Source organism: Bradyrhizobium guangdongense (assembly GCF_006483445.1).
In the GTDB taxonomy this organism is placed as follows: domain Bacteria; phylum Pseudomonadota; class Alphaproteobacteria; order Rhizobiales; family Xanthobacteraceae; genus Bradyrhizobium; species Bradyrhizobium guangdongense_A.
This window is the reverse complement of record NZ_PPPT01000176.1, coordinates 1-21,848: the sequence shown is the minus strand read 5'-3', so window position 1 is coordinate 21,848 and position 21,848 is coordinate 1. Positions and strand designations below refer to the sequence as shown.

Here is a 21,848-nt window from a genome sequence, read left to right as displayed (position 1 = left end):
ACCGACTTGCCGGAGCCGGTGGTACCGGCGATCAGCATATGCGGCGTGCGCGCGAGATCGATGATGACGGGGTCGCCGCCGATGGTCTTGCCGAGGCACAGCGGAAGTTTCGCCACCGTGTCGGTGGCTTCCTTTGCGACCAGAAGCTCGCGCAGATAGACCTTTTCGCGATGCGCGTTCGGCAGCTCGATGCCGATGGCGTTGCGGCCGGGGACGACGGCGACGCGCGCCGACAGTGCGCTCATGGAGCGGGCGATATCGTCGGCGAGGCCGATCACGCGTGACGACTTGATGCCGGGTGCGGGCTCGAGTTCGTACAGCGTGACGACCGGGCCCGGATTGGCCTTCACGACCTCGCCGCGCACGCCGAAATCCCCGAGCACGCCTTCGAGCGAGCGCGAATTGGCTTCCAGCTCGGCCTTGCTGAGCGGCTGGCGATCGCCGGCCTTGGGCGCAGCCAACACGGAGACGGATGGAAGCTCGAACTTGTCGGAGTTCTTCTTGGAAGCCGCCTTCGGTGCAGACTTCTTGCGCGGAGCACGCGCGACCGGCTCTTCCTCTTCCTCTTCCTCCTCCTCTTCCGCCTCTTCCTCCTCGTAATCCTCGTCTTCGGCGTGCGGCGAGATCGAAGGAGCCTTGCGGCCGGCAAGCGACGGCTCCTGGCGGTCGAAGGAAATCCCGCGCGGCTTTGCGCCGCTCGACACCAGCGAGCGATAGGCTGCCCCACACAGCCAGACCAGCCGCGCTTTCGTGCTCATCAGGGCGTGGTACAGCCAGCCGAGCGATACCGAGCCGCGATCACCCTCTTCCTCGAACGGCGCGTCGTCGTCCTCGATCGGCGTGAGCTCTTCCTCATGCTCGCGCGCGCCAAAGCCGCAGGCGATCAGGAAGGTCGCGGCCATCGCGACGAAAAGCAGCGTGCCGAGGATGAGGCGATAGATCGTGCCGGCGGGCCCGAAGATCACGGCGGGCGCGCGCACCAGCGCATCGCCGACGACGCCACCGAGTCCGGTCGGCAGCGGCCAGGCGCCGCCATGCGGCCAGCAGCTGGCAAAACCCGCTGCAATCACGGTGCAGAGGACCCAGGAGCCGAGCCGCAGCGCCTCGCGGTCGAACGGGCGATGGGTCATAATGCGCCAGCCCCACACCGCGACGGTGAGGATCAGCATGATCGCGCCGAGCCCGAGGATCTGCATCGCCAAGTCGGCGCCGATCGCGCCGGCATAGCCGAGGATGTTGCGAATCGGGCGCGAGGTCGCGTGGCTGAGGCTGGGATCCTGCACCGACCATGTCATCAGCGCAGCCGATGCGATGCCGGTCAGTCCGATCAGCCCCAAACCCGTGAGCTCGCGCAGGCGTTTGGTCAGCGCTTCGCGGATCGATGGCGGCAGGTGGCCGACCAGGGGGATGACGCGTTCGATTGTCGACATGCTCATGGGCCCGCCTAACCCAGAGTTTCGACCAGCCGGTGCAGCGCCTGCGCCGTGGTCTCACTATCCTGCACCAGCGCCAGGCGAATGTAGCCGGCACCGGGATTGAAGCCGTCGGGCTGAACACGCGCCAGGTAGGAGCCGGGCACCACGCGCACGCCGGCCTCCTTGAAGAGCTTGAGAGTCACGGAGACGTCGTCGCCGATCTCGGACGTATTGAGCCAGACGCAGAAGCCGGCATCGGGCCGGCGATAGCCGTAACGATTGCCGATGATCTGATCGGCGAGATCGAACTTGATCCGGTAGAGCCGGCGGTTCTCCTCGACATGGGCTTCGTCGCCATAGGCAACGGTCGCGACATGCTGGAGCGGTACCGGAACCTGGGGCGCTGCGATATTGCGCAGCTCGAGGAACATGCCGATGAACGTCTTGTCGCCGGCGGCGAAGCCGACGCGCAAGCCCGGCAGGTTGGAGCGCTTCGACAGCGACTGGAATGCCGCCACGCGGGTGAAGTCCGGACCGGCGCATTCAAGCGCACTGCCCGGCGCTTCGCGCGTGTAGATCTCGGAATAGCACTCGTCGCTGAGGATCATGAAGTTGTAACGATCGGCGAGGCTCTTCAATCGCTTGAAGTAGTCGGGCTTGGCGACCGAGCCCTGCGGATTGGCGGGCGAGGCCAGATAGAACGCGACCGTGCGCGCCAGCGTCGCTTCGTCGATGGCGTCGAGATCGGGAAGGAAACCGTTTTCGACGGTCGTCGGCAGATAGATCGGCTCGCAGGCCGCGGCGCCGGCACCGGCGCCATAGACCGGATAGAACGGGTTCGGCATCAGGATTGCGGGCTTGCCGGGACGGGGGCCGACATAGCGGGCTGCCGCGATCGCGGCGAGGAACAGCCCCTCGCGGCTGCCATTGAGGACGAGAATCTCGCTCTTGGGGTCGAGTGGCCGCGGCAGCTTGAAGCGCGACGACAGCCAGGCGCTCGCCGCCTGGCGGAACGGCTCGGTGCCCTGGTTCATCGGGTAACGGCCGAAATCGGCGATGTGCTTGGCGAGCACAGGGCCGACGAAATCCGGCACTGGATGCTGGGGCTCGCCAACCGCTAGCGAAATCAACGGCTTACCTGGCTGATGCGGCGCCAGCAGCTCGTTCAGCCGGACGAAGGGCGAGCGTGCGTTGTCAGAGCTTCCACCAGCCAGCGGCGCACGGGATGAAGCGGTCATAGCCATTCTGGGCGCCAGCACTCTTGGAACAGCCGGTCGCGCGGGAGCGCCGGCGGGAAACGGTTCAGTTCACCATAGATAGGGCGAGGTTAAGACGCGATTAACCATCGGCCGGCCCGCCCGTCCAGCACCGAATAATTCGGCCGATAACAACGGGATGCGCGCGGCCGGTCGGGCCCGGTCCGGGGCATTTTAGGCAAGCGCCTCGCGTCTCGTTAACTGCCCCCGCCAAGATCGTTTTCGCCTTAGCGATTCGCTCGCTCTGCCGGTGCTATCAGCGCGCACGAGAGCGGGACGGGGCCGGGACAATGCAGATCAAGACGCACAAGGATGTGCTTCGCCATACGGCCAGGCGGTTGGCTGTGGCGGCGGGTCTGACCATTGTCATGACAACGACCTCGCTGCTCCTGCTGCTCGGCACGGATTTCAGCGCCACCGTGAGCGTCGGCTACGTCATCGCCTTCAGCCTCTGCATCGCGACCGGGATTTCGTCCATGATCTCAGGCGCGTTCAGCTATCGCTCCGGCTTGCTGATGCGTGAACTGATCCTGACACGCAGCGAATTGTCCCGGATCTCGCAAACGGATCAATTGACGGGGCTGTCGAACCGCCGCGGCTTTGATGACGCGGCCTGTGCGGCGCTGGCATCTGCACGCGCCCGCAACGTGCCCGTGGCGGTCTTCCTCTGCGACATCGACCACTTCAAATCCATCAACGATCGCTTCGGTCACGAGGCCGGCGACAAGGTGCTGGTCGAGGTTGCCGACGTGTTGCGGCAGTTGGCGAAGGTGGACGATGTGGTTGTCGGTCGCCACGGCGGCGAGGAATTTGCCGGCCTCATGGTCGGCGTCACCCGCGACCAGGCCGAGCAACATGCCGAGGCGCTGCGCACCGCCTGCGCCGCGCGCGCGATTTCGATCGGCGACGATGTCGAGCGCGTCACCATCAGCCTCGGCTTCACGGTCTCCTGTGCCGATGCGGAGCTGTCCGAGCTGATGCGGATCGCCGACCGCGCGCTCTACACCGCCAAGCGTCGCGGCCGCGACCGCGTGGTCCAGGCGGACGAGCGTTCGCTCGCCGCCTGATTCCGCGCACTCAGGCCAATCTTCGCACTTACCGTCCCGGCAGCTTCTCGAACGTCGCCATCCCCGCGGGGATCTGATGGAACGCCTGCTTATCGCAGGTGTAGATCGCCATCTGCGGCTGGAACTGCGCCGGCTCGTCCATGGTGCCGACCTTCACCACGACGGCGGGCAAGCCCGGCACTTTGGTGACCAGATGCGTGCCACATTCGGCGCAGAACTCGCGCGTGACGGCGCGCTCGAGGTCCTTGCGGGTGAATTGCTTTGGCTGCCCGGTGATGTAGGTGAAGCCGCCGGCCGGCATCGCAATGAAGGTGTTCGGCGCGCCGCCCGAGATGTACTGGCATTCGCGGCAATGACACTGCGCCTGCATCATCGGATCGCCTTCGGCGACATAGCGCACCTCGCCGCAGTAGCATCCACCTTCCAAACGCATGATGACCTCCCTTTTGTTGTTCGTTGAGGTTGGTATTTCTGCGCTGGTCGCCGCGCTTGGCAATCCCTTTCTTCAACCCCCGCGGTCACAAAAAGAAAGGGGCTCCAACTTGCGCTGGAGCCCCTCAACGGTCGGGGCATTGCCGGGTATGTGCCCAAACCGTAGGTCTGGATGCGATCCCCGAAGAGATCGCATCCGGGAGGAGAGGGTTACATGTTGTAGGCGCGCTCGGTGTGCTCGGCGATGTCGAGACCCTCACGCTCGGTCTCGACGTTGGCGCGCAGGCCAACGATCACGTCGACAACCTTGTAGAGGATCGCCGAACCGACGCCCGACCACACCAGCGTGGTGCAGACGCCCCAGATCTGGGAGGTCATCTGCGCCACGAAGTCGTAATCGGCGACCTTCGGCGGGATGGCGGAGTAGTCGATGACGCCAGCGCCGCCGAGAGCCGGGTTGACCAGGATGCCGGTGCCGAGAGCGCCGACGATGCCGCCGATGCAGTGCACGCCGAACACGTCGAGGGAGTCATCGTAGCCGAGGGCGTTCTTCACCACGGTGCAGAAGAACAGGCAGACGATGCCGACGACGAGGCCGAGGACGATCGCACCCATCGGGCCCGAATAGCCCGCTGCCGGCGTCACCGCCACGAGGCCTGCGACCGCGCCGGAGAGCGCGCCGAGCACCGAGGGATGACCCTTCAGGATCCACTCCGCGAACATCCACGACAGCGCGGCGGCTGCGGTGGCGACGAAGGAGTTGGTCATGGCGAGCGCTGCGCCGCCATTGGCTTCCAGGTTGGAGCCGGCGTTGAAGCCGAACCAGCCGACCCAGAGCAGCGAGGCGCCGATCATGGTCATGGTCAGCGAGTGCGGGGCCATCAGCTCCTTGCCGTAACCGACGCGCTTGCCGATCAGGAGAGCGCCAACGAGACCAGCGATGCCGGCGTTGATGTGCACCACGGTGCCACCAGCGAAGTCGATCGCACCCTTCTTGAAGATCCAGCCGGCGTCGGCGTTGATCTCGGCGAGCTTTGCCTCGGCCGCAGTCTTGGCCGCCGCGTCAGCCGCCGCGGCAACCGCCTTGGCAGCGTCCTGGATCGCGTCCGGACCGGCCCAGTACCAGACCATGTGCGCGATCGGGAAGTAGATCAGCGTGACCCAGAGCGGGATGAACAGCGCAATCGCCGAGAACTTCATGCGCTCGGCAAAGGCGCCGACGATCAGCGCGGGCGTGATCGCGGCGAAGGTCATCTGGAAGCAGACATAGATCAGCTCCGAGATGTTGGCGTCGACCGAGAAGGTCGCAGCCTTGGAGTCCGTCGTGATCCCCATCATGAAGGCTTTCGAGAAGCCGCCGATGAAGTCGGAACCGCCGGTAAAGGCGAGGCTGTAGCCGTAGAGGGCCCAGAGCACGGTGACGACGCAGACCGTGTAGAAGACCTGCATGAGGACGGAGAGCATGTTCTTGGAGCGGACGAGGCCGCCGTAGAACAGCGCAAGACCCGGAATCGTCATCAACAGCACGAGCACTGTCGATGTCAGCATCCAGGCGTTGTCTCCCTTGTTGACCGTTGGCTCGGCGTAGGCTGCGGTCGCAGCGAACATGCCGACTGCGAGGGCCGCCAATGCCGCGCCGTAGGGACGCTTAAACGTCATTGTATTTCTCCTGATTGAATAAGGTTGAGCGCGAAATCAAAGCGCCGCGGCATCGGCCTCGCCGGTGCGGATGCGAACCGCGTGGTCGAGGCTGATGACGAAGATCTTGCCGTCGCCGATCTGGCCGGTCTTGGCTGCGGATGTGATCGCATCGATGGTCTTGTCGACCTGGTCGGAAGCGATGGCGACTTCGATCTTGATCTTGGGCAGGAAGCTCACGGCGTATTCGGCGCCGCGATAGATTTCCGTATGGCCTTTCTGTCGGCCATATCCCTTGACTTCCGTCACCGTGAGTCCGTGAACGCCAATGGCGGTCAGGGCGTCACGGACTTCTTCCAGCTTGAATGGCTTGATAATCGCCATAACAATTTTCATGGGTCCTATCCCCGCTTGGGCCCGGTCCGGACGTGGCCGGGCGTTCTCGACTGGTTCGCCACGAGGGAGAAGTTTCACTACGCGGGCACAGCCGGGACCCGTAGAATCAAATGCCGTGCCAGATCGGCGGGCTTGCCTAACGGTTTATGAATGCGGGGCTTTTCACGTTTTGCGAGTATCGCAGTGCAGTGCGCCATTCTGCCGCGCTCAAAACGTAACCACGCCTGCTCAAAATGCAGGCATGACAACGTGCCGACACATTGTTGCTCATGTGTCGGGCAAAGAAACGGTATTTAGTTAAGGCGCGGGAGCTCTGCGGGGTCACGGACTATCGAGACCCCACAACTGTGCCCACCGGATACGCGCAACTGACCCAGCGCTTTAAATGGGACGAGGCTGGGCGGACAGCATCCTGCCGATACCATCAGGCTGCGTCTCGCCTTGCAAATACCCGGTCGACGAGCCCCCATTCGACCCCCTGCTGGGCGGTCATGAAGTGGTCGCGGTCCAGAGTCCGCTCCACCTCTTCCTCAGTGCGTCCGCAATGCTGCGCATAGAGCCGGATGATGCGCCGCTTGGTTTCCTGCATTTCGTTGGCATGGATCAGGATGTCGGACGCCTGGCCCTGAAAGCCGCCGAGTGGCTGGTGCACGTGAAGGCTTGCGTTGGGTAGGGCCACGCGGTGACCGGGCTCGCCGGCCATCAGCAGAAACGAACCCATGGAGCGCGCGGTGCCCATGCAGAGCGTATGAACTGGCGCCTTGATGAACTGCATGGTGTCGTACATCGCAAGGCCGGAGGTGACCACGCCGCCATAGGAATTGATGTAGAGATCGATCGGCCGGTTCGGGTTGTCCGCTTCCAGAAACAGCAGTTGCGCGCAGACCAGTCCGGACATGGCGTCATTGACCTCGCCATTGAGGAAGATGATGCGCTCGCGCAGCAAGCGCGAGTAGATGTCGAAGGATCGTTCGCCGCGGGCGGATTGTTCGACGACCATAGGGACGAGCTGAAGCATGTCGCGCATCGGCGACCTCCATGTCTGCAGGTGATGAAGCCTCTAGCGGCGAATGCGCGGTGAGATCAGGCTGCGCGCATCATGCAGCAATTGCTGTTGGCTGCTTGCGGCAGCTTCGTTCGCTCGTCGCCGGCTTGCTGGATGATACGAAAGCGTGTGCCGCCGGCATCGTTCGGTTCGATCCGGAAGATGACGTGGCTTTCGCGAAACGGCGGTTCGGAATCGCGAAGCCGGTAGCGTACCTCTTCGCCGTCGATCGACAATTCCGGCTCGGCGCCCGCGAGATCGCAATCCGGCAGCCAGCGCTCGCGCAGGGCTGGAACGGTCACGGCGCGCCAGACCTTGGCCGGCGGCGCATCGAATTCATATTCGAGCACCAGGTCTGCGTCGGCCGAATCAGGCTTCGCTGCGTCGCTCATTGATCCATATCCTTCAAGAGATCGGCGAGCGCTTCCATGCGCTTCGGCCAATAGGCGCGGTAGCGCGCAAGCCATGCGCCGATGGCGACGATGCCGTCCGGATCGACTTCGTAATTCACAAAACGGCCCTGCCGCTGTTCGCGCACGAGGCCCGCCGCGCGCAACACCGCCAGATGCTGCGACATCGCCGGCTGGCTGATCTCCAAGCCGTCGCGCAAGGCGCTGGCGTTCAGGCTTCCACTCGCAAGCTTCTCAAAGACCTTGCGACGGGTTGGGTCGGCCAGCGCCTTGAAGATGTTGGCTTCGATCATGGCAACACATAAGCATACACTTATGTGTTGCGCAAGCCCTTACTGCAGCGCCTCGCCATGTTGCGAGATATCCAGCCCCTCGAGCTCGTGCTCACGCGAGACGCGCAGCGGCACGAACAACCCGACCAGCTTGAGCAGGATGAAGGTCACCCCGCCCGCCCAGACGAAGGTGACCGCGATGCCGTAAAGCTGGATGAGGACCTGCTGCGGATGGCCCTCGAACAGTCCGGCAGTCCCGCCGATGGCCGAGGTCGCGAAGATGCCGGCGAAGAGCGTGCCGGTCAGGCCGCCGATGCCGTGGACGCCGAACACGTCGAGCGAATCGTCATACTTGAAGCGCTGCTTCAACCAGGTGCAGGCCCAGAAGCAGACCGCGCCTGCGACGAGGCCGATGACGATGCCATGCCACGGCTCGACATAGCCCGACGCCGGCGTGATCGTGCCGAGGCCTGCGACGGCACCCGAGATCATGCCGAGCACGGACGGCTTGCGCCGCGTCGACCACTCGAGTGCGCCCCAGGTGATGGCGCCGGCGCAGGCCGAAAGGTGCGTAGCGATGATCGCCATCACCGCGCGCGAATTCGCGGCATATGCCGAGCCGCCGTTGAAGCCGAACCAGCCGACCCACAACAGGCCGGTGCCGATCACCGCGAGCGACAGATCGAACGGCGAGAGATTCTCGCTGCCATAGCCGTGGCGGCTTCCCATCACTTTCGCCGCGACGAGGCCGCCGGTGCCGGCGGACAGATGCACGACGAGTCCGCCGGCGAAATCCAGCACGCCTGCGCTGCCGAGGAAGCCGCCGCCCCATACCCAATGCGCCAAGGGAATGTAGACGAAGATGAACCAGCCGACCGAGAACAGCAGATACGCAGAGAAGCGCATGCGGTCGGCGACCGAGCCGGCGACCAGTGCCACCGTGATGATCGCAAACGTCATCTGGTAGAGCATGAACAGCGCCTCCGGAATAGTCTTGGCGCCGGGATGCACACTGTCCATGGTCATGCCGGCGAGGAACCAGCGATCGAGCGTGCCGAGCCAGGGACCATCGCCGATGAAGGCCAGTGAATAGCCGAACGCCACCCAGAGGATGGAAATGATCGCCACCGCGGCGAGGCTCTGCGCCATCGTCGCAAGCACGTTCTTCTTGCGCACCATGCCCGAATAGAACAGCGCGAGCCCCGGAATCGTCATCATCAGCACCAACGCGGTGGCGACGATCATCCAGGCGGTATCGGCGGGACTGATGTCTGGCGTTGCGGCTTGCGCCGGCGTTGCCAATGATGTCGCAGATGCAAATGCGATCGGCGCAGCCATTTTGGCTGCGCGGCGCAACAATCCCGCCATGTCGTCTCCCCAGCAATGTTATTGCGGCCGCACGCGTTGCTCGGTGCGGCCGTCGGTCGTCAAAAAAATCAGAGCGCGTCGCTGTCGGTTTCGCCGGTGCGGATGCGCAACGCATGGTCGATCGGCGTGACGAAGATCTTTCCGTCGCCGATCTGGCCGGTGCGCGCCGTCGCCGTGATCACGCCGACGGCCTTGTCCGCGATCTCGGATGGCACCGCGATCTCGATCCTGAGCTTGGGCAGGAAGTTCACGACATATTCGGCGCCGCGATAGATCTCGGTGTGGCCCTTCTGGCGGCCGTACCCCTTCACCTCGGTCACGGTCATGCCGTGGACGCCGATCGACGTCAGGGCCTGGCGGACCTCATCGAGCTTGAAGGGTTTGATGATCGCGACGACGAGTTTCATGGTCAGGCCTTATCCCCGGGCTTCGCCACGCAGCGATTTGGTGGCGCTGTGTCAATTTGGCATCTTTCTAGGCAGATGGCATAAAAAAGTTGCAGAATGAAGTGGGAAAACGCGGGAGACGACAGGCCTGCGCCCTGTACTGTGCATGGGGTTGTTTTCAAAATCTCCGTTTGGGGCCGAAGCGGGTGAACCTGCCTGTCCCAATCGGTACAAAAGTAAGTCAGGAAGGGGGCGTCTATGGCGAGTTGGTTCTACGCATCCGAGGGCAAGCAGCAGGGGCCCTATCAAGAAGCACAATTCCGCGACCTCGTCGCACAGGGCGTCGTACGGGCCGACACGCTGGTCTGGTCCGAGGGCATGGCCGGCTGGCAGAAGGCTGCCGAGATTCCCGGCCTGATGGCAGGCGCCGGTGGCCCGCCGCCGATGATTCCGCAACCGGGCGGTCCGCCGATGACAGGCTCGGGCGGCCAAGCCGGTCCTGGCAGCGAAGGATCGCTTGCGTTTGATTTCGGCATCCTGGAGTTCACGTGGCGCAGCGTCGTGACGTTGATCGGCATGATCCTGGTCATCCCGGCGCCATGGGTATTCGTCTGGTACACGAAATGGATCGTGCCCTGCATCAGGGTTCCTGGGCGGCCGAACCTCAGCTTCACCGGCAATGCGATGACGCTCGTGCCCTGGTACTTCGGCTTCATCGTGCTGGCGATCGCCATCGCCTTCACCGAAATCCAGGTGCTCAACAACCTGCTGTTCATCGTGCAGATCGTTCTCTACTGGCTCATGATCAAATGGCTGGTCGCGAACCTCGCCTCCAGCGGACAGCCGCTCGGCCTCAGCTTCGTGGGCTCGGTCTGGGCCTATATCGGTTGGAACCTGCTGCTGGCGATCTCGCTCCTGACCATCATCGGCTGGGCATGGGTCATGGTTGCTCAGACTCGCTGGTTTTGCCGCAACATCCAGGGCACGCGGCGCGACATCGTGTTTAACGGCAGCGGGCTTCAATTCCTCTGGCGCGCGATCGTAGCTGCGATCCTGTGCGGCTTCATCATTCCGATTCCTTGGATGTACCGCTGGATGGGAAGCTGGATGGCGTCGCAGACCGAGCTCGTGCCGCGCGGATCTCGCTGAGCGATCAGCTCTTGCGCTGGCGCACGGAGCCTTCCTGCGCCACCGACGCCACCAGCGTGCCATCGGGCTTGAAGATCAGGCCGCGGGTCAGCCCGCGGCCGCCTTGTGCGCTCGGCGAATCCTGCGCGTAGAGCAGCCATTCGTCGGCGCGGAACGGCCGGTGAAACCACATCGCATGGTCGAGGCTCGCCGGCATCATGCGCTTGTCGAACAGCGTACGGCCGTAACGCGCCATCACAGCATCGAGCAGCGAAAAGTCCGACGCGTACGCGAGCGCGCACATATGCAGCGCCGGATCATCAGGCAGCGTCGCTGCGGTCTTGATCCAGACGTGGATTCGCCCGTCCTCGATCTTCTGGCCAAAATAGCGGCCGAGCTCGACCGGACGCAGCTCGATCGGACGATCGGATTCGTAGTAGCGGCGGATGAAGTCCGGCATCTCCTTGAACATCGGCTGCTTGGCCACTTCTTCGGCGGTCAGCCTGTCCGGCGGCGGCACGTCCGGCATCTTCTCCTGGTGATCGAACGCGGTTTCCTCCTCGGCATGGAACGACACCATGATCGAGAAGATCGCGTTGCCGTGCTGGATCGCGGTGACCCTGCGCGTCGAATAGCTCTTGCCGTCGCGCAACCGCTCGACCTGGTAGATGATCGGCACCAGCGGATCGCCCGGCAGGATGAAATAGCAATGCAGCGAGTGCGGCAGCCGCCCCTCGACGGTGCGGCAGGCCGCGACCATCGCCTGGCCAATCACCTGGCCGCCAAAGACGCGCTGCCAGCTCGTCTTCGGGCTGTTGCCGCGGAACAGGTTCACCTCGAGCTGCTCGATGTCGAGGATGGAGATGAGGTCGATCAGGCTTTTGGACATGGCGTCGCTTTCATGGGCCGTTTGGCCCTTGTTTCACCTCACTGTTTCGCCCAGCTATAACCTGCTAGCAAGACCAAGAATTGACCGGGATTTCGGATATGTCAGTACAGGGTAGCCAGGGAAGCATTGTCATTGGCGGCGGCGCGTTTGCCGGCCTTGCGCTGGCATTGGCGCTGCGCCAGGGCCTGGGTGCCGAAATTCCCATTGTCGTTGCCGATCCCGCGCTCGGCGTGCGGCCGAGCCGCGATCCCCGCGCCACCGCCATTGTCGCGGCCTGCCGCCGCCTGTTCGAGACGATCGGCGCCTGGGACGATGTGAAGGGCGAGGCCCAGCCGATCCTCGACATGGTGGTGACCGATTCCAAGCTGGAGGACGCGACGCGCCCGACCTTCCTGACCTTTGCTGGCGACGTCGCGCCCGGCGAGCCCTTTGCACATATGGTCGAGAACCGCCGGCTGATCGACGCGCTGGTTGCGCGCACGGAAGCCGCAGGCGTCGACCTGCGCGCCACTGCGGTGACGTCCTACGACGCGCGTCCTGACGGCATCGATGTGACGCTCGGCGACGGCAGTACGATTGCCGCGAGCCTTCTCATTGCAGCTGACGGCGCAAAGTCAAAGCTGCGGGAGCGCGCGGGCATCGCAACGCATGGCTGGGACTACGATCAATCCGGTATCGTCGTCACCGTCGGCCATGAGCGCGATCATGAAGGCCGCGCCGAAGAGCATTTTCTGCCCGCAGGTCCGTTCGCGATCTTGCCGCTCACCGGAAAGCGTTCCTCGCTGGTGTGGACCGAGCGACGCGCCGAAGCAGCACGCATCATCGCGCTCAGTGACGAAGAGTTTCACGGCGAGCTCGAACAGCGCTTTGGCCTGCATCTCGGCGAGGTGAAGGCGCTGGACAAGCCGCGCGCCTTTCCGCTGTCATACTTCGTCGCGCGCTCGTTCATCGCGGAGCGTCTCGCGCTGGTCGGCGATGCCGCGCATGTCATCCATCCGATAGCGGGGCAGGGCCTCAACATGGGCCTGAAGGATGTCGCCGCACTTGCGGAAGTCGTAGTCGACGCGGCGCGGCTCGGCATCGATATCGGCCAGGCCGACGTGCTCGAGCGCTACCAGCGCTGGCGCCGTTTCGACACCATGGCGATGGGGTTTGCGACCAACGCACTGAACTTCATGTTCTCCAACAAATCGACGTTGCTGCGCTCGTTGCGCGACATCGGCCTCGGTCTTGTCGACCGCGCGCCGCCGCTGAAGAATCTCTTCATCCGCGAAGCCGCCGGCCTCACCGGGGACGTGCCAAAACTGTTGAAGGGCGAGGCGCTCTGAGGCGAATGGTGAGTAGCGAATAGCGAGTGGGTCTATTCGCTACTCGCCATTCTCTATTCGCCATCTCTAATCGATCTTCCGCGCCTCTTCCGGCAGCATGATCGGGATGCCGTCGCGAATGGGATAGGCGAGCTTTGCCGAACGCGAAATCAGTTCCTGCCGGTTTGAATCGAACTCGAGCGGCCCCTTCGTGAGCGGACACACCAGGATCTCCAGCAATTTGGGATCGACGGTGTTTTCGGGGCGTTCGGTGGGCGTGTTCATTCCTGGCTCTCCGGCGGACGGGAAGCCCTTAGCACAAATATCTTGCTGGTGTCGCTACCCCGCGCGACCCGAGACCATCGCCAAAATCTCGTCGAGCAGCACATCCAGCCGTGCCGTAGGCAGCGATGGGCCCGAGAGCGCAAACCCGAGAAAGGTCCAGTACAGGATTTGCGCACGCGCTTGCGCTGCGGCCGGCGCAAGACCGCGCCGCTCGAGCATGCCCTCGATATAATCGATCCTGCGGCGGTCTATCGCACGTACCGCGGCCTGGGCGGCCGGCTCGAACGCCGCCCAGTTGCGCACTGCGCGCTCCAGGTCGAGCTTTGCGTTAAAGGTCCGGCGCAGCAGGGCCCGCAGCGGATCGCCGCTGCGGTCGGCTTCGACATCGGCGATGATCTGCTCGGCCGCGATCTCGCGCCAGCGTTTCAGGATTCCGGCGTGGAACGCGCCGAGATCGGCAAAGTGCCAGTAGAAGCTGCCGCGCGAGACGCCCATCGCCTTCGCCAGCGGATCAGCCTTGAGTGCCGTGAAGCCGTTTTTTGCGAGCGCTTTCAGGCCCTGGTTGATCCAGTCGTCGGCGGAGAGCTGTTCGGTCATGTCGGTTCCCCGGAAATCGACCATACACTAGTGTATTGACAGGCCGCAGACCAGCGCCTATCTCACCATACAGCACTGTATGGTTGGACAAGCGAGGACAGGCCGATGCGTGATCTGCTGCTGCAATGCGCCGGAGTCGCCGGGATCGTCGTTGCCCTCATCCACGGCTGGCTCGGCGAATCAAAAGTGTTCGCCAAGGCGACCATCACGCCGGAAAGCCTGCGCACGTTGATCCGGCTGGTCTGGCAGGCAGGCACGGTGGCCTGGATCGGCGGCGGCGTGCTCCTGATCGCAGCACCCAACTTGGGATCAGACAGCGCGCGACACTGGATCGTGGCGACGATCGTCGCCGTCTACAGCTTTGCCGCCCTCGCCAACGCCTGGTGGTCGCGTGGACGCGGTTTCGGCTGGAAGGCCCTCACCGCGGTGGTCGTGCTCGCGGTCGCCGGGTACTGAACTGCTACTGCAGTGGGGGATCGCCGCTGGTGCGCTTCTTGGCGAGATCCATCTCGGTCACCGCGATCAAAATCTCTGCGCGGGTCTTGAGATCGGGTGCCTCGAGCATGGCCTGCTTTTCCGCGGGGCCATAGGGCGACATCATCGCGAGTGCGTTGACGAGGGCTTCATTGGGGGCGCTCTCGACGCCTTCCCAATCGACCTTGAGATTGTTGGCCTTCAAGAACTCCGCCAGCGCGACCAGCAGCGCGTCGCGATTGACCTCGTCCTCGCCCTTGCGCGCCGTAAAATCGTCAATGAAGGCGAAGTAGTCCACCTTGCACTGCCGGTAGGCCGTGAGCACCTCGAGCTCCTCGACCACCTTGAAGCGCGCAACGCCGGTAAGTTCGAGGATGTAGCGGCCGTCGCCGGATTCGGCGAGCTGGGTGATGCGGCCGACGCAGCCGACATGGAACAGCGCCGGCTTGTCCGAATTCTTCGGCGAATGCGCCACGTCTGGCTGGATCATGCCGATCAGGCGATGGCCGTCGCGCAGGGAATCGTCGACCATCGAAAGATAGCGCGGCTCAAAGATGTTGAGCGGCATTTGGCCGCGCGGCAGCAGCAGCGCACCCGGCAGCGGAAATACCGGGATGATCTCGGGGAGGTCGGCGGGCCCGCGATATTCGATGTTGATCGGCATCTGGAGCCCGTCCCCAAAAACCCTAGGCGCGAGGATCGCGCTTAAGAAAACAGGATGGTCGACAGCTTCTTCCGTCCCTCGACGGTCGCATCATCGGTGCCGCCCCAGGCCTCGAAGAACTGCACGAGCTGCTTGCGCGCGCCATCGTCATTCCATTTGCGGTCGCGCTTGACGATCGCCAGCAACTGATCGGTCGCAGCCGCCCGGTTGCCCTGCGCGTTGAGCGCGGTCGCGAGGTCGAATCGCGCCTGATGATCGAGCGGGTTTGCGGCGACTTTCTGTTCCAGTTCGGCGACGGGCCCGAGCGATTCCGCCTGCTCGGCGAGGTCGATCGCGGCCTGCACGGCCTTCACCGCGGCGTCGTTGCGCTTGGATTCCGGCACCATGGAGAGCGTCTGCTTGGCCTGCTCGATCGCGCCCGAAACGACGTAGCATTTCGCGAGCCCGGCAAGCGCGGCGATGTTGGTCGAATCGTGCGAGAGCGCCTCGGCATAGATCTGGGCCGCCGCCGCGGCATCGCCCTCGGCGAGCACGGCTTCGGCCTCCTGGATGATCTCGGCGACATTGACCTCGCCGGGCGCCGTGACGCCCTTGGTCAGCCGCTCGATGAAGGCATTGACCTGGCTCTCCGGTACCGCGCCCATGAAGCCGTCGGCGGGCTGGCCGTTGACGAAGGCGATCACGGCCGGGATCGACTGGATGCCCATCTGGCCGGGAATCGCCGGATGCTGGTCGATGTTCATCTTGACCAGCTTGACCTTGCCCTTGGCGCCCTTGACCGCCTTCTCGAGCACCGGGGTGAGCTGCTTGCAGGGGCCGCACCATTCGGCCCAGAAGTCGATCAGCACCGGCTGACGCTTCGATTCCTCGATGACATCCTTCACGAAGCTCTGGGTGGTCGCGTCCTTGATCAGATCGGCCGGAGCCTGGCCCGTGGCTCCGTTACCCTGGTCGATGATCGTCACGGGGTTCCTCGTCTTATTCAAATGAACTGGGCGGTCTTTAGCACGCCGCCAAGGCGGATGCTGCCGGTCCCGGCTCCTTAATTGGGCCGGGACGGCCGATTTTCAATCCGCCGGAACCGATTCGGGGGCATCGAGGCCAGTTCGGCCTCGTTTTCTCCGATTCGAGGCCCATATAGGGTCATCGAATGCGATTCTATGCCGCCGGTAGCTGTTGCAATCGCCGGCGGCTTTTGGCATACGACAGCCGTTGCCGGCGCGTCATGCGACCGACACAGGACGCGGGTGTAGCTCAGTGGTAGAGCACGACCTTGCCAAGGTCGGGGTCGAGGGTTCGAGCCCCTTCGCCCGCTCCAATTTTCTCCCAAAGCGTCTGGCCTGACAGCGACGGATTTTCCGTCGGTCTTGCCGTTCGTCCGGGCCGTATGGAAGTGCGATGACGATTTTGGTCACCGGCAGCGCGGGCCATCTTGGGGAAGGCATTCTCCGGACGCTGCGCGCGGGCGGGTCTACTGTGCATGGGGTTGATTTGAAGGAATCCGAGTTCACCGACCAGGTGGGCTCGATCACCGATCCCGGCTTCGTGCGAACCGCGATGGCTGATGTCACCGCCGTCATCCATACCGCCACGCTGCACAAGCCGCATGTCGCGACGCATTCGAAGCAGGACTTTGTCGACACCAACGTCACCGGCACGCTCAACCTGCTCGAGGCGGCGGTGGCTGCCGGTGTGCGGAGTTTTGTGTTTACGAGCACGACGAGCGCGTTTGGCTCGATGCTCAAGCCCGACGCCGGTGGGCCAGCAGTCTGGGTCACCGAGGAGCTGCCGTCGGTGCCGAAGAACGTCTACGGCACTACCAAGCTGATGGCCGAGAACCTCTGCGAGCTATTCTTCCGCGAGCAGCGTCTGCCCGTGATCGTGCTGAGGACCTCGCGCTTCTTCCCCGAGGACGATGACGATCCGGTCGCACGCGCCAGCTATGCGACCGATAATGCTCAGGCGAACGAGCTGCTCTATCGCCGCCTGGATATCGAGGACGCCGTGACCGCGCATCTCGCGGCAAGCGAAAAGGCGCGCGAGATCGGCTTCGGACGCTACATCGTCTCGGCCACGAGCCCGTTCATGCAACATCACCTGGCGGCTCTTTCGCGCGATGCGGCCGGTGTGGTGCGCGAACTCTATCCGGATTGTGAAGAACTCTACGCCGCGCGCGGCTGGCGTCTGTTCGACGTCATCGACCGCGTCTACGTCAACGATCGCGCGCGCCGCGAGCTGGGCTGGCACCCCCGATTCGACTTTGCCCATGTTTTGGCCAGCCTGCGCGCGCGACAGGATTTTCGCAGCGAGCTGGCCCGTGACGTTGGCGCGAAGGGTTATCACGACGCCGTCTTTGAAAGCGGACCTTACCCCGTCCTTTCCTGAACGACGGATTGATTCCGCGATGCAGCGCATCTCGCCCAGGCATGCATCGCAATGCCGTGGGCAAAGCGAGCCGCGGGCGCAGCGCGTTGGCATCAAGCCTTGGTGACTGCACGAGCGTTAGCACCGGCCGGATATTGCGATGCAGCGCACGCTTGCAGCTTCACGATCAGGCAAGTCCACTTCACCGCTTTGATTTCCGTCTCAATTTTTTTTGAGACTAACCGCCACGCGCGGGGCGCGCTTTTCACCGCCTGCAGATGTGCTAACCTTTTTCGTATCTGTCGTTTCCGACAGACCTCCGAACTTCGTCTCTCGAACAGCCAAAACAAAATAACTGCCAGCCGCCACGGCTGGCTTAGGGAGTGACGCGATGAAATCGGTATTCTTTCAATCCGCTTTTCGATCCGTCCTGGCGCTCGCAGCGGTGGCCTTCCTTGCGGGGACCAGCGCCGGCAATGCGCAGCAGGACAAGAACCGGGCGCTGAAGAAGTATGAATCCGGCACCAAGGAATTCTGGACCCATCCGCCGGATGACTGGTTCCTCGGCGACGAGACCGAAGCACAGAAGGGCCTCGCACCGCCCTCGGGCCCGCCGACCGGCGCTTCCGAGGCGGAGCTCGCCAACATCGTGAAGAAGATCAAGCTGCCAGCCGGCTTCAAGATCGACGTCTGGGCCTCCGGCGTGCTGGCCGCTCGTCAGATGGCCTGGGGTGACAAGGGCACGCTGTTTGTCGGCTCGTTCGGCCTCGGCAACGTCTATGCGATCACGGACAATGGCGGCAAGCGTGAGGTCAAGACCGTTCTCAAGGGCCTCAACATGCCGACCGGCCTCGCGTTCCGCGATGGCGCGCTCTACGTCATCGCGACCGACAAGCTGATCCGCTACGACAACGCGGAGGCCAATCTCGGCAATCTCGGCCAGGGCAAGGTCGTCTATGACGACATGCCGTCCTATGCCGCGCATGGCTGGAAATACATCGCTGTCGACAAGGACGGCTGGTTCTATCTGCCGTTCGGACCGCCCTTCAACATCGGCATTCCGCCGACCAGCGTCTCGCAGATCCGCCGTGTCGATCCCAAGACCGGCAACGCCGAAATCTGGGCGCTCGGCGTCCGCAACTCGGTCGGCGGCGACGTCGATCCGCGCACCGGCAAGTACTGGTTCACCGAAAACGCCCGTGACTGGATCAGCGACGATCTGCCGAGCGACAAGCTCAACATGATCAGCAGGATCGGCGAGCATTTTGGCTATCCGTACTGCCACCAGGGCAATCTGCCCGACGACAAGTTTGCCATGGGCCACAAATGCTCCGAGTTCACGCCGCCTGTGGCGAATCTCGGCGCGCACGTCGCTCCGCTCGGCATGAAGTTCTATACCGGCGACCAATTCCCCGCCGAGTACAAGAACAACATCCTGATCGCCGAGCACGGCTCCTGGAACCGGCACAAGTACCAGGGCGCGCGCATCAAGCGCGTGATCGTCGGGCCCGATGGCAAGAACGCCAAGCAGGAGATCTTTGCGTCCGGCTGGCTCGAGGGCGACCAGGGCTATCTCGGCCGTCCCAACGACATCATCCTCGCCAAGGATGGTTCGATCCTCGTTGCCGACGATTGGGCCGGCGCGATCTATCGCATCAGCTACAGCAAGAAGTAACTGACGACGTAAATATGGGGCTGCGGCGTCCGAAGGGCGGCCGCAGCCCCATGATTTTTGGACAGTGTCATTCCGGATCGTGCGAAGCGAGAGTCCGGAACCCATAACCACGATCTGGGGTTATGGATTCCGGGTTCGCCCTTCAGGCGCCCCGGAATGACTCGAGAGAGTGGATTTCCGATCATGCCCCGGCCGCTTGCTTTCCACGTCATCAGCGCTCTCGCACTCATAGCGCTGACCTCGGCGCGCGCGGCCGACATCAAGGAGAAGGCCGCCGTCTGTGCCGGCTGCCATGGCGACAACGGCATCTCGCAGACCGAGAACATCCCCTCGCTCGCAGGCCAGCCCGATCAATTCCTGCAATGGCAGCTCGTGTTCTTCCGCGCCGGCTCGCGCAAGAACGAGCAGATGCAGCCGATCGCCGAAGAAATCACCAACGAGGACATCCGCAGTTTCGGCGCCTATTTTTCGCAGATGACGCCGCCCAGGGCAGCGGAAGACAAGGATCCCGACCTGTCGAAGAAGGGCGCGCAGGTCGCAGTCGGCCGCCGCTGCGCCTCATGTCATACGGACAGCTATGCCGGCACCAAGGCCGTCGCGCGGCTCGCCGGCCAGCGCGAGGAATATCTCGTGAAGGCGCTGCACGACTACAAGGCCGGCCAACGCGTCGGCGGCGGCGTCGCGGCGATGGCTGATGTTGCGTATCGCATGAGCGAGGAGGAGATATCAGCCGTCGCGCATTATCTGGCATATTTGAAGTAGCGCGGAGGTGCCGCGGCAAATTCAGTCGTCGTCCCGGATCTGCGCGCGCTTGAGGCGCGCTTGTCCGGGACCAGTTGAATGTGGGTCAGCCCGCCCGCTGCATTTCATATGCCTTGAGATGCGTATAGGCGATGCGCAGCTTTGGCACCGGCACTTTTGCTGCGTCTGCGCGGGCGATGAGGTCGCCGATGACGTGATCGGCCTCGACTTGCAGCCCGGCCTTGATGTCGCGGAACATCGACGCCGTCATCGGCGAACCCTCGGCGGTCAGATTGCCCTTGACCCGATCGAAGAACGGTCCGCCCGGCGGATAACCCGACGCGGTGGCGATCGCGCTGGTTTCATCCAGCATGCCAAGCAAAAAGTCCCGGCCGCCGGGCGCCGCGAGGATATTGCCGACGGAGGTGCGCATCAGGCTGGTGGATGCGGCGAGCGACGACAGGAACACCCACTTCTCCCACATGTCCTGCATGATGTGCTGGCTGGCGCTCGCACCCGCGATGCCGCTCTTGAAGGCCTCGTCGATCGCCTTCACGCGCTCCGACATTTTCCCGTCGCGCTCGCCGTAATTGAGCGACTGCATCGGCTGGAGCTGCACCACCTCGCGCTGCTCGTTCAGCGTTGCGGCGATCGCACAGAGCCCACCCAGCACCCGGTCGGCGCCGAACTTCTGATCGAGCACGTCGAGATGCCGCATGCCGTTGAGCACGGGGATGATCGCGGTCGAGGGCCCGACCGCTGGTGCAAAGGACTTGATGGCGTCGTCGAGATCGAACGCCTTGCAGCTCAGCAGCACGACGTCGAATTTTTCGCTGAGCTTGTCGGCCTGAACCGCCGGCGGGCTCTTCAAGGTCACATCGCCGTTCGGGCTCTTGATGACGAGGCCTGCGCTTGCAAGCTCCTGGGCGCGCCGAGGCCGCACCAGGAATGTGATATCGCGACCGGCCTGCAAGAGCCTGCCGCCAAAATAGCCGCCAATGGCGCCGGCGCCGACCACAAGGATACGCATGGGGAATGTCCTTTTTCTTATTGGCGAGTGGCGAATAGAGGGTAGCGAATAGCAAATCCAGCGATCATCCGCCATTCGCTACGCGCCATTCGCGCTCATCACTTTCCCATCACCATGTCCTCGACATCGCGCAACTGTTCCTTGCCAAAGAACATCTCGTTGCCGACGAAGAAGGTCGGCGAGCCGAATGCGCCACGGGCGACGGCATCTTCCGTGTTCTTGATCAGGATGGCCTTGACCTCCGGCTCCTGGGCGCGGGCGAACAGCTTTTGGGCGTCGAGGCCGGAGGAGGCGAGCGCCTTCATCGCCACGTCCGGGTCATCCATCTTCTTCGGCTCGCGCCACATGTGGTGAAAGGCGGCCTCGACATATTTTTCGAACACGCCTTCGAGCCGGGCGGCGCATGCCGCGCGCATCAGGTTCAGCGTGTTGACGGGAAAGTTGGGATTCCAGACATAGGGCTGAACGTGGAATCGCCTGAGGAAGCGCTCGGTCTCGACGGCGTGGAATTCGCGCTTGTTCTTGATTCCGGCCAGCGTCTCGGCCGGTGACTTGTTGTTGGTCGCCTTGAAGATGCCGCCGAGCAGGACGGGCACATACTCGAACTTCACGCCGATCCGCTTCTCGATCGCAGGGATCGCCTCATGGCTGAGATAGGCATTAGGGCTGCCGAAATCGAACAGGAATTGCGGGGCCGTACGCGTCAATGTCACCTCCTCGACGTGATCTTGGTTGCATTGTCGCGCACGGCCGGGCGAAGGTCCACCGTTTAATGATGGCCATAATATCTAAGCGGTCGGCGCCACATCAGATCAGCCGCCGGATCGCGCGTTTCCGCCAGACCAGTGTGTAATAGCCCATCTGCAAAATGAGCATGGCGGTGAACACGATCGGGTAGGCGGCCCAGATACCCTGGATGCCGATGTTGCGGCTGAGGACGATCGCTGCCGGCAGCTCGATCGCTACGATGGCCAGGATCGAAAGCAGCATCGGCGTCAGCGCGACGCCG

Annotated in this window: 24 protein-coding genes, 1 tRNA gene and 1 pseudogene; 8 read left to right on the top strand and 18 right to left on the bottom strand. The window is 63.5% G+C overall.

The window, feature by feature from the left end:
- Both C2U70_RS24765 and C2U70_RS24760 read right to left on the bottom strand, forming a co-directional pair.
- Positions 1 to 1,436 (bottom strand): DNA translocase FtsK (locus C2U70_RS24765; RefSeq protein ID WP_140981250.1); only part of this gene is annotated, 1,436 nt, incomplete at its 3' end.
- A gap of 8 nt (positions 1,437 to 1,444) precedes the next feature.
- Positions 1,445 to 2,659: an aminotransferase class I/II-fold pyridoxal phosphate-dependent enzyme gene (locus C2U70_RS24760; protein WP_140981249.1), complete on the bottom strand. Its 1,215-nt coding sequence runs from the start codon at positions 2,657 to 2,659 to the stop codon at positions 1,445 to 1,447.
- A 380-nt stretch (positions 2,660 to 3,039) separates the two neighbouring features.
- On the opposite strand from C2U70_RS24760, the gene C2U70_RS24755 reads away from it, so the two are divergent.
- Positions 3,040 to 3,738 carry a GGDEF domain-containing protein gene (locus tag C2U70_RS24755; RefSeq protein WP_246666853.1) on the top strand — a complete coding sequence of 233 codons (699 nt, stop codon included), beginning with the start codon at positions 3,040 to 3,042 and terminating at the stop codon, positions 3,736 to 3,738.
- Positions 3,739 to 3,766: 28 nt separating this feature from the next.
- On the opposite strand, the gene C2U70_RS24750 is transcribed toward C2U70_RS24755, so the two are convergent.
- The 8 genes from C2U70_RS24750 to C2U70_RS24715 all read right to left on the bottom strand — a co-directional run bounded on the left by C2U70_RS24750 (position 3,767) and on the right by C2U70_RS24715 (position 9,706).
- Positions 3,767 to 4,171 carry a GFA family protein gene (locus tag C2U70_RS24750; RefSeq protein ID WP_140981247.1) on the bottom strand — a complete coding sequence of 135 codons (405 nt, stop codon included), beginning with the start codon at positions 4,169 to 4,171 and terminating at the stop codon, positions 3,767 to 3,769.
- Between the two features lie 209 nt (positions 4,172 to 4,380).
- Positions 4,381 to 5,829 carry an ammonium transporter gene (locus tag C2U70_RS24745; protein ID WP_140981246.1) on the bottom strand — a complete coding sequence of 483 codons (1,449 nt, stop codon included), beginning with the start codon at positions 5,827 to 5,829 and terminating at the stop codon, positions 4,381 to 4,383.
- A 36-nt stretch (positions 5,830 to 5,865) separates the two neighbouring features.
- Positions 5,866 to 6,204, bottom strand: a complete 339-nt coding sequence (locus C2U70_RS24740) for a P-II family nitrogen regulator (RefSeq protein WP_140981245.1) — start codon at positions 6,202 to 6,204, stop codon at positions 5,866 to 5,868.
- 424 nt (positions 6,205 to 6,628) lie between these two features.
- Complete coding sequence (locus C2U70_RS24735) at positions 6,629 to 7,231, bottom strand: ATP-dependent Clp protease proteolytic subunit (protein WP_140981244.1); 603 nt, start codon at positions 7,229 to 7,231, stop codon at positions 6,629 to 6,631.
- Between the two features lie 56 nt (positions 7,232 to 7,287).
- Positions 7,288 to 7,641: an SRPBCC family protein gene (locus C2U70_RS24730; RefSeq protein ID WP_140981243.1), complete on the bottom strand. Its 354-nt coding sequence runs from the start codon at positions 7,639 to 7,641 to the stop codon at positions 7,288 to 7,290.
- Entirely contained in the window at positions 7,638 to 7,952 is a 315-nt protein-coding gene (locus tag C2U70_RS24725) for an ArsR/SmtB family transcription factor (protein WP_140981242.1), read from the bottom strand. The genes C2U70_RS24730 and C2U70_RS24725 overlap by 4 nt, the downstream gene beginning before the upstream one ends.
- A gap of 39 nt (positions 7,953 to 7,991) precedes the next feature.
- Entirely contained in the window at positions 7,992 to 9,299 is a 1,308-nt protein-coding gene (locus C2U70_RS24720; RefSeq protein WP_140981241.1) for an ammonium transporter, read from the bottom strand.
- Positions 9,300 to 9,367: 68 nt separating this feature from the next.
- Complete coding sequence (locus C2U70_RS24715) at positions 9,368 to 9,706, bottom strand: P-II family nitrogen regulator (protein ID WP_140981240.1); 339 nt, start codon at positions 9,704 to 9,706, stop codon at positions 9,368 to 9,370.
- A 237-nt stretch (positions 9,707 to 9,943) separates the two neighbouring features.
- Between C2U70_RS24715 and C2U70_RS24710 the strand changes: the two genes are divergently transcribed.
- Positions 9,944 to 10,834 (top strand): DUF4339 domain-containing protein, encoded by an 891-nt coding sequence (locus tag C2U70_RS24710; protein ID WP_140981239.1) that lies wholly within the window; start codon positions 9,944 to 9,946, stop codon positions 10,832 to 10,834.
- Between the two features lie 4 nt (positions 10,835 to 10,838).
- Here the strand turns inward: C2U70_RS24710 and tesB are convergent, their stop codons facing one another.
- Positions 10,839 to 11,702, bottom strand: coding sequence for an acyl-CoA thioesterase II (tesB, locus tag C2U70_RS24705; RefSeq protein WP_140981238.1), 864 nt, complete (start codon positions 11,700 to 11,702; stop codon positions 10,839 to 10,841).
- 98 nt (positions 11,703 to 11,800) lie between these two features.
- Between tesB and C2U70_RS24700 the strand changes: the two genes are divergently transcribed.
- The gene (locus C2U70_RS24700; RefSeq protein WP_140981237.1) at positions 11,801 to 13,030 is read left to right on the top strand and encodes a ubiquinone biosynthesis hydroxylase; all 1,230 of its coding nucleotides are present in this window, start codon (positions 11,801 to 11,803) and stop codon (positions 13,028 to 13,030) included.
- Between the two features lie 66 nt (positions 13,031 to 13,096).
- Here C2U70_RS24700 and C2U70_RS24695 read toward each other — a convergent pair whose 3' ends face one another.
- Positions 13,097 to 13,294: a Trm112 family protein gene (locus tag C2U70_RS24695; protein WP_140981236.1), complete on the bottom strand. Its 198-nt coding sequence runs from the start codon at positions 13,292 to 13,294 to the stop codon at positions 13,097 to 13,099.
- Positions 13,295 to 13,348: 54 nt separating this feature from the next.
- Positions 13,349 to 13,891: a TetR/AcrR family transcriptional regulator gene (locus C2U70_RS24690; protein ID WP_186294446.1), complete on the bottom strand. Its 543-nt coding sequence runs from the start codon at positions 13,889 to 13,891 to the stop codon at positions 13,349 to 13,351.
- Positions 13,892 to 13,996: 105 nt separating this feature from the next.
- Between C2U70_RS24690 and C2U70_RS24685 the strand changes: the two genes are divergently transcribed.
- A complete protein-coding gene (locus tag C2U70_RS24685) occupies positions 13,997 to 14,347 on the top strand; it encodes a hypothetical protein (RefSeq protein ID WP_140981234.1) in 351 nt (116 codons plus the stop codon).
- A gap of 4 nt (positions 14,348 to 14,351) precedes the next feature.
- On the opposite strand, the gene C2U70_RS24680 is transcribed toward C2U70_RS24685, so the two are convergent.
- Both C2U70_RS24680 and trxA read right to left on the bottom strand, forming a co-directional pair.
- Positions 14,352 to 15,029, bottom strand: coding sequence for an LON peptidase substrate-binding domain-containing protein (locus C2U70_RS24680; protein ID WP_140981233.1), 678 nt, complete (start codon positions 15,027 to 15,029; stop codon positions 14,352 to 14,354).
- A gap of 41 nt (positions 15,030 to 15,070) precedes the next feature.
- Complete coding sequence (trxA, locus tag C2U70_RS24675) at positions 15,071 to 15,994, bottom strand: thioredoxin (protein ID WP_140981232.1); 924 nt, start codon at positions 15,992 to 15,994, stop codon at positions 15,071 to 15,073.
- A gap of 278 nt (positions 15,995 to 16,272) precedes the next feature.
- Between trxA and C2U70_RS24670 the strand changes: the two genes are divergently transcribed.
- The 4 genes from C2U70_RS24670 to C2U70_RS24655 all read left to right on the top strand — a co-directional run bounded on the left by C2U70_RS24670 (position 16,273) and on the right by C2U70_RS24655 (position 19,830).
- A tRNA-Gly gene (locus C2U70_RS24670) sits at positions 16,273 to 16,347 on the top strand.
- 80 nt (positions 16,348 to 16,427) lie between these two features.
- On the top strand, positions 16,428 to 17,414 hold the full coding sequence (locus C2U70_RS24665) for an NAD-dependent epimerase/dehydratase family protein (RefSeq protein ID WP_140981231.1): 987 nt from the start codon (positions 16,428 to 16,430) through the stop codon (positions 17,412 to 17,414).
- Between the two features lie 370 nt (positions 17,415 to 17,784).
- Positions 17,785 to 19,068 carry a PQQ-dependent sugar dehydrogenase gene (locus C2U70_RS24660; protein WP_140981230.1) on the top strand — a complete coding sequence of 428 codons (1,284 nt, stop codon included), beginning with the start codon at positions 17,785 to 17,787 and terminating at the stop codon, positions 19,066 to 19,068.
- Between the two features lie 183 nt (positions 19,069 to 19,251).
- Positions 19,252 to 19,830 carry a c-type cytochrome gene (locus C2U70_RS24655; protein WP_140981229.1) on the top strand — a complete coding sequence of 193 codons (579 nt, stop codon included), beginning with the start codon at positions 19,252 to 19,254 and terminating at the stop codon, positions 19,828 to 19,830.
- An 85-nt stretch (positions 19,831 to 19,915) separates the two neighbouring features.
- On the opposite strand, the gene panE is transcribed toward C2U70_RS24655, so the two are convergent.
- The 3 genes and pseudogenes from panE to C2U70_RS24640 all read right to left on the bottom strand — a co-directional run.
- Positions 19,916 to 20,839, bottom strand: a complete 924-nt coding sequence (gene panE, locus C2U70_RS24650) for a 2-dehydropantoate 2-reductase (protein ID WP_140981228.1) — start codon at positions 20,837 to 20,839, stop codon at positions 19,916 to 19,918.
- Positions 20,840 to 20,937: 98 nt separating this feature from the next.
- Positions 20,938 to 21,546, bottom strand: a complete 609-nt coding sequence (locus tag C2U70_RS24645) for a 2-hydroxychromene-2-carboxylate isomerase (protein WP_140981227.1) — start codon at positions 21,544 to 21,546, stop codon at positions 20,938 to 20,940.
- Positions 21,547 to 21,646: 100 nt separating this feature from the next.
- Positions 21,647 to 21,848: pseudogene (locus C2U70_RS24640) on the bottom strand (MATE family efflux transporter); the annotation flags it as partial.

Bases quoted from the DNA above. Each gene is read 5' to 3' on its own strand.
- C2U70_RS24760 (WP_140981249.1), bottom strand. From the start codon at position 2,659: ATGGCTATGACCGCTTCATCCCGTGCGCCGCTGGCTGGTGGAAGCTCT.
- C2U70_RS24755 (WP_246666853.1), top strand. From the start codon at position 3,040: ATGACAACGACCTCGCTGCTCCTGCTGCTCGGCACGGATTTCAGCGCC.
- C2U70_RS24750 (WP_140981247.1), bottom strand. From the start codon at position 4,171: ATGCGTTTGGAAGGTGGATGCTACTGCGGCGAGGTGCGCTATGTCGCC.
- C2U70_RS24745 (WP_140981246.1), bottom strand. From the start codon at position 5,829: ATGACGTTTAAGCGTCCCTACGGCGCGGCATTGGCGGCCCTCGCAGTC.
- C2U70_RS24740 (WP_140981245.1), bottom strand. From the start codon at position 6,204: ATGAAAATTGTTATGGCGATTATCAAGCCATTCAAGCTGGAAGAAGTC.
- C2U70_RS24735 (WP_140981244.1), bottom strand. From the start codon at position 7,231: ATGCGCGACATGCTTCAGCTCGTCCCTATGGTCGTCGAACAATCCGCC.
- C2U70_RS24730 (WP_140981243.1), bottom strand. From the start codon at position 7,641: ATGAGCGACGCAGCGAAGCCTGATTCGGCCGACGCAGACCTGGTGCTC.
- C2U70_RS24725 (WP_140981242.1), bottom strand. From the start codon at position 7,952: ATGATCGAAGCCAACATCTTCAAGGCGCTGGCCGACCCAACCCGTCGC.
- C2U70_RS24720 (WP_140981241.1), bottom strand. From the start codon at position 9,299: ATGGCGGGATTGTTGCGCCGCGCAGCCAAAATGGCTGCGCCGATCGCA.
- C2U70_RS24715 (WP_140981240.1), bottom strand. From the start codon at position 9,706: ATGAAACTCGTCGTCGCGATCATCAAACCCTTCAAGCTCGATGAGGTC.
- C2U70_RS24710 (WP_140981239.1), top strand. From the start codon at position 9,944: ATGGCGAGTTGGTTCTACGCATCCGAGGGCAAGCAGCAGGGGCCCTAT.
- tesB (WP_140981238.1), bottom strand. From the start codon at position 11,702: ATGTCCAAAAGCCTGATCGACCTCATCTCCATCCTCGACATCGAGCAG.
- C2U70_RS24700 (WP_140981237.1), top strand. From the start codon at position 11,801: ATGTCAGTACAGGGTAGCCAGGGAAGCATTGTCATTGGCGGCGGCGCG.
- C2U70_RS24695 (WP_140981236.1), bottom strand. From the start codon at position 13,294: ATGAACACGCCCACCGAACGCCCCGAAAACACCGTCGATCCCAAATTG.
- C2U70_RS24690 (WP_186294446.1), bottom strand. From the start codon at position 13,891: ATGACCGAACAGCTCTCCGCCGACGACTGGATCAACCAGGGCCTGAAA.
- C2U70_RS24685 (WP_140981234.1), top strand. From the start codon at position 13,997: ATGCGTGATCTGCTGCTGCAATGCGCCGGAGTCGCCGGGATCGTCGTT.
- C2U70_RS24680 (WP_140981233.1), bottom strand. From the start codon at position 15,029: ATGCCGATCAACATCGAATATCGCGGGCCCGCCGACCTCCCCGAGATC.
- C2U70_RS24665 (WP_140981231.1), top strand. From the start codon at position 16,428: ATGACGATTTTGGTCACCGGCAGCGCGGGCCATCTTGGGGAAGGCATT.
- C2U70_RS24660 (WP_140981230.1), top strand. From the start codon at position 17,785: ATGAAATCGGTATTCTTTCAATCCGCTTTTCGATCCGTCCTGGCGCTC.
- C2U70_RS24655 (WP_140981229.1), top strand. From the start codon at position 19,252: ATGCCCCGGCCGCTTGCTTTCCACGTCATCAGCGCTCTCGCACTCATA.
- panE (WP_140981228.1), bottom strand. From the start codon at position 20,839: ATGCGTATCCTTGTGGTCGGCGCCGGCGCCATTGGCGGCTATTTTGGC.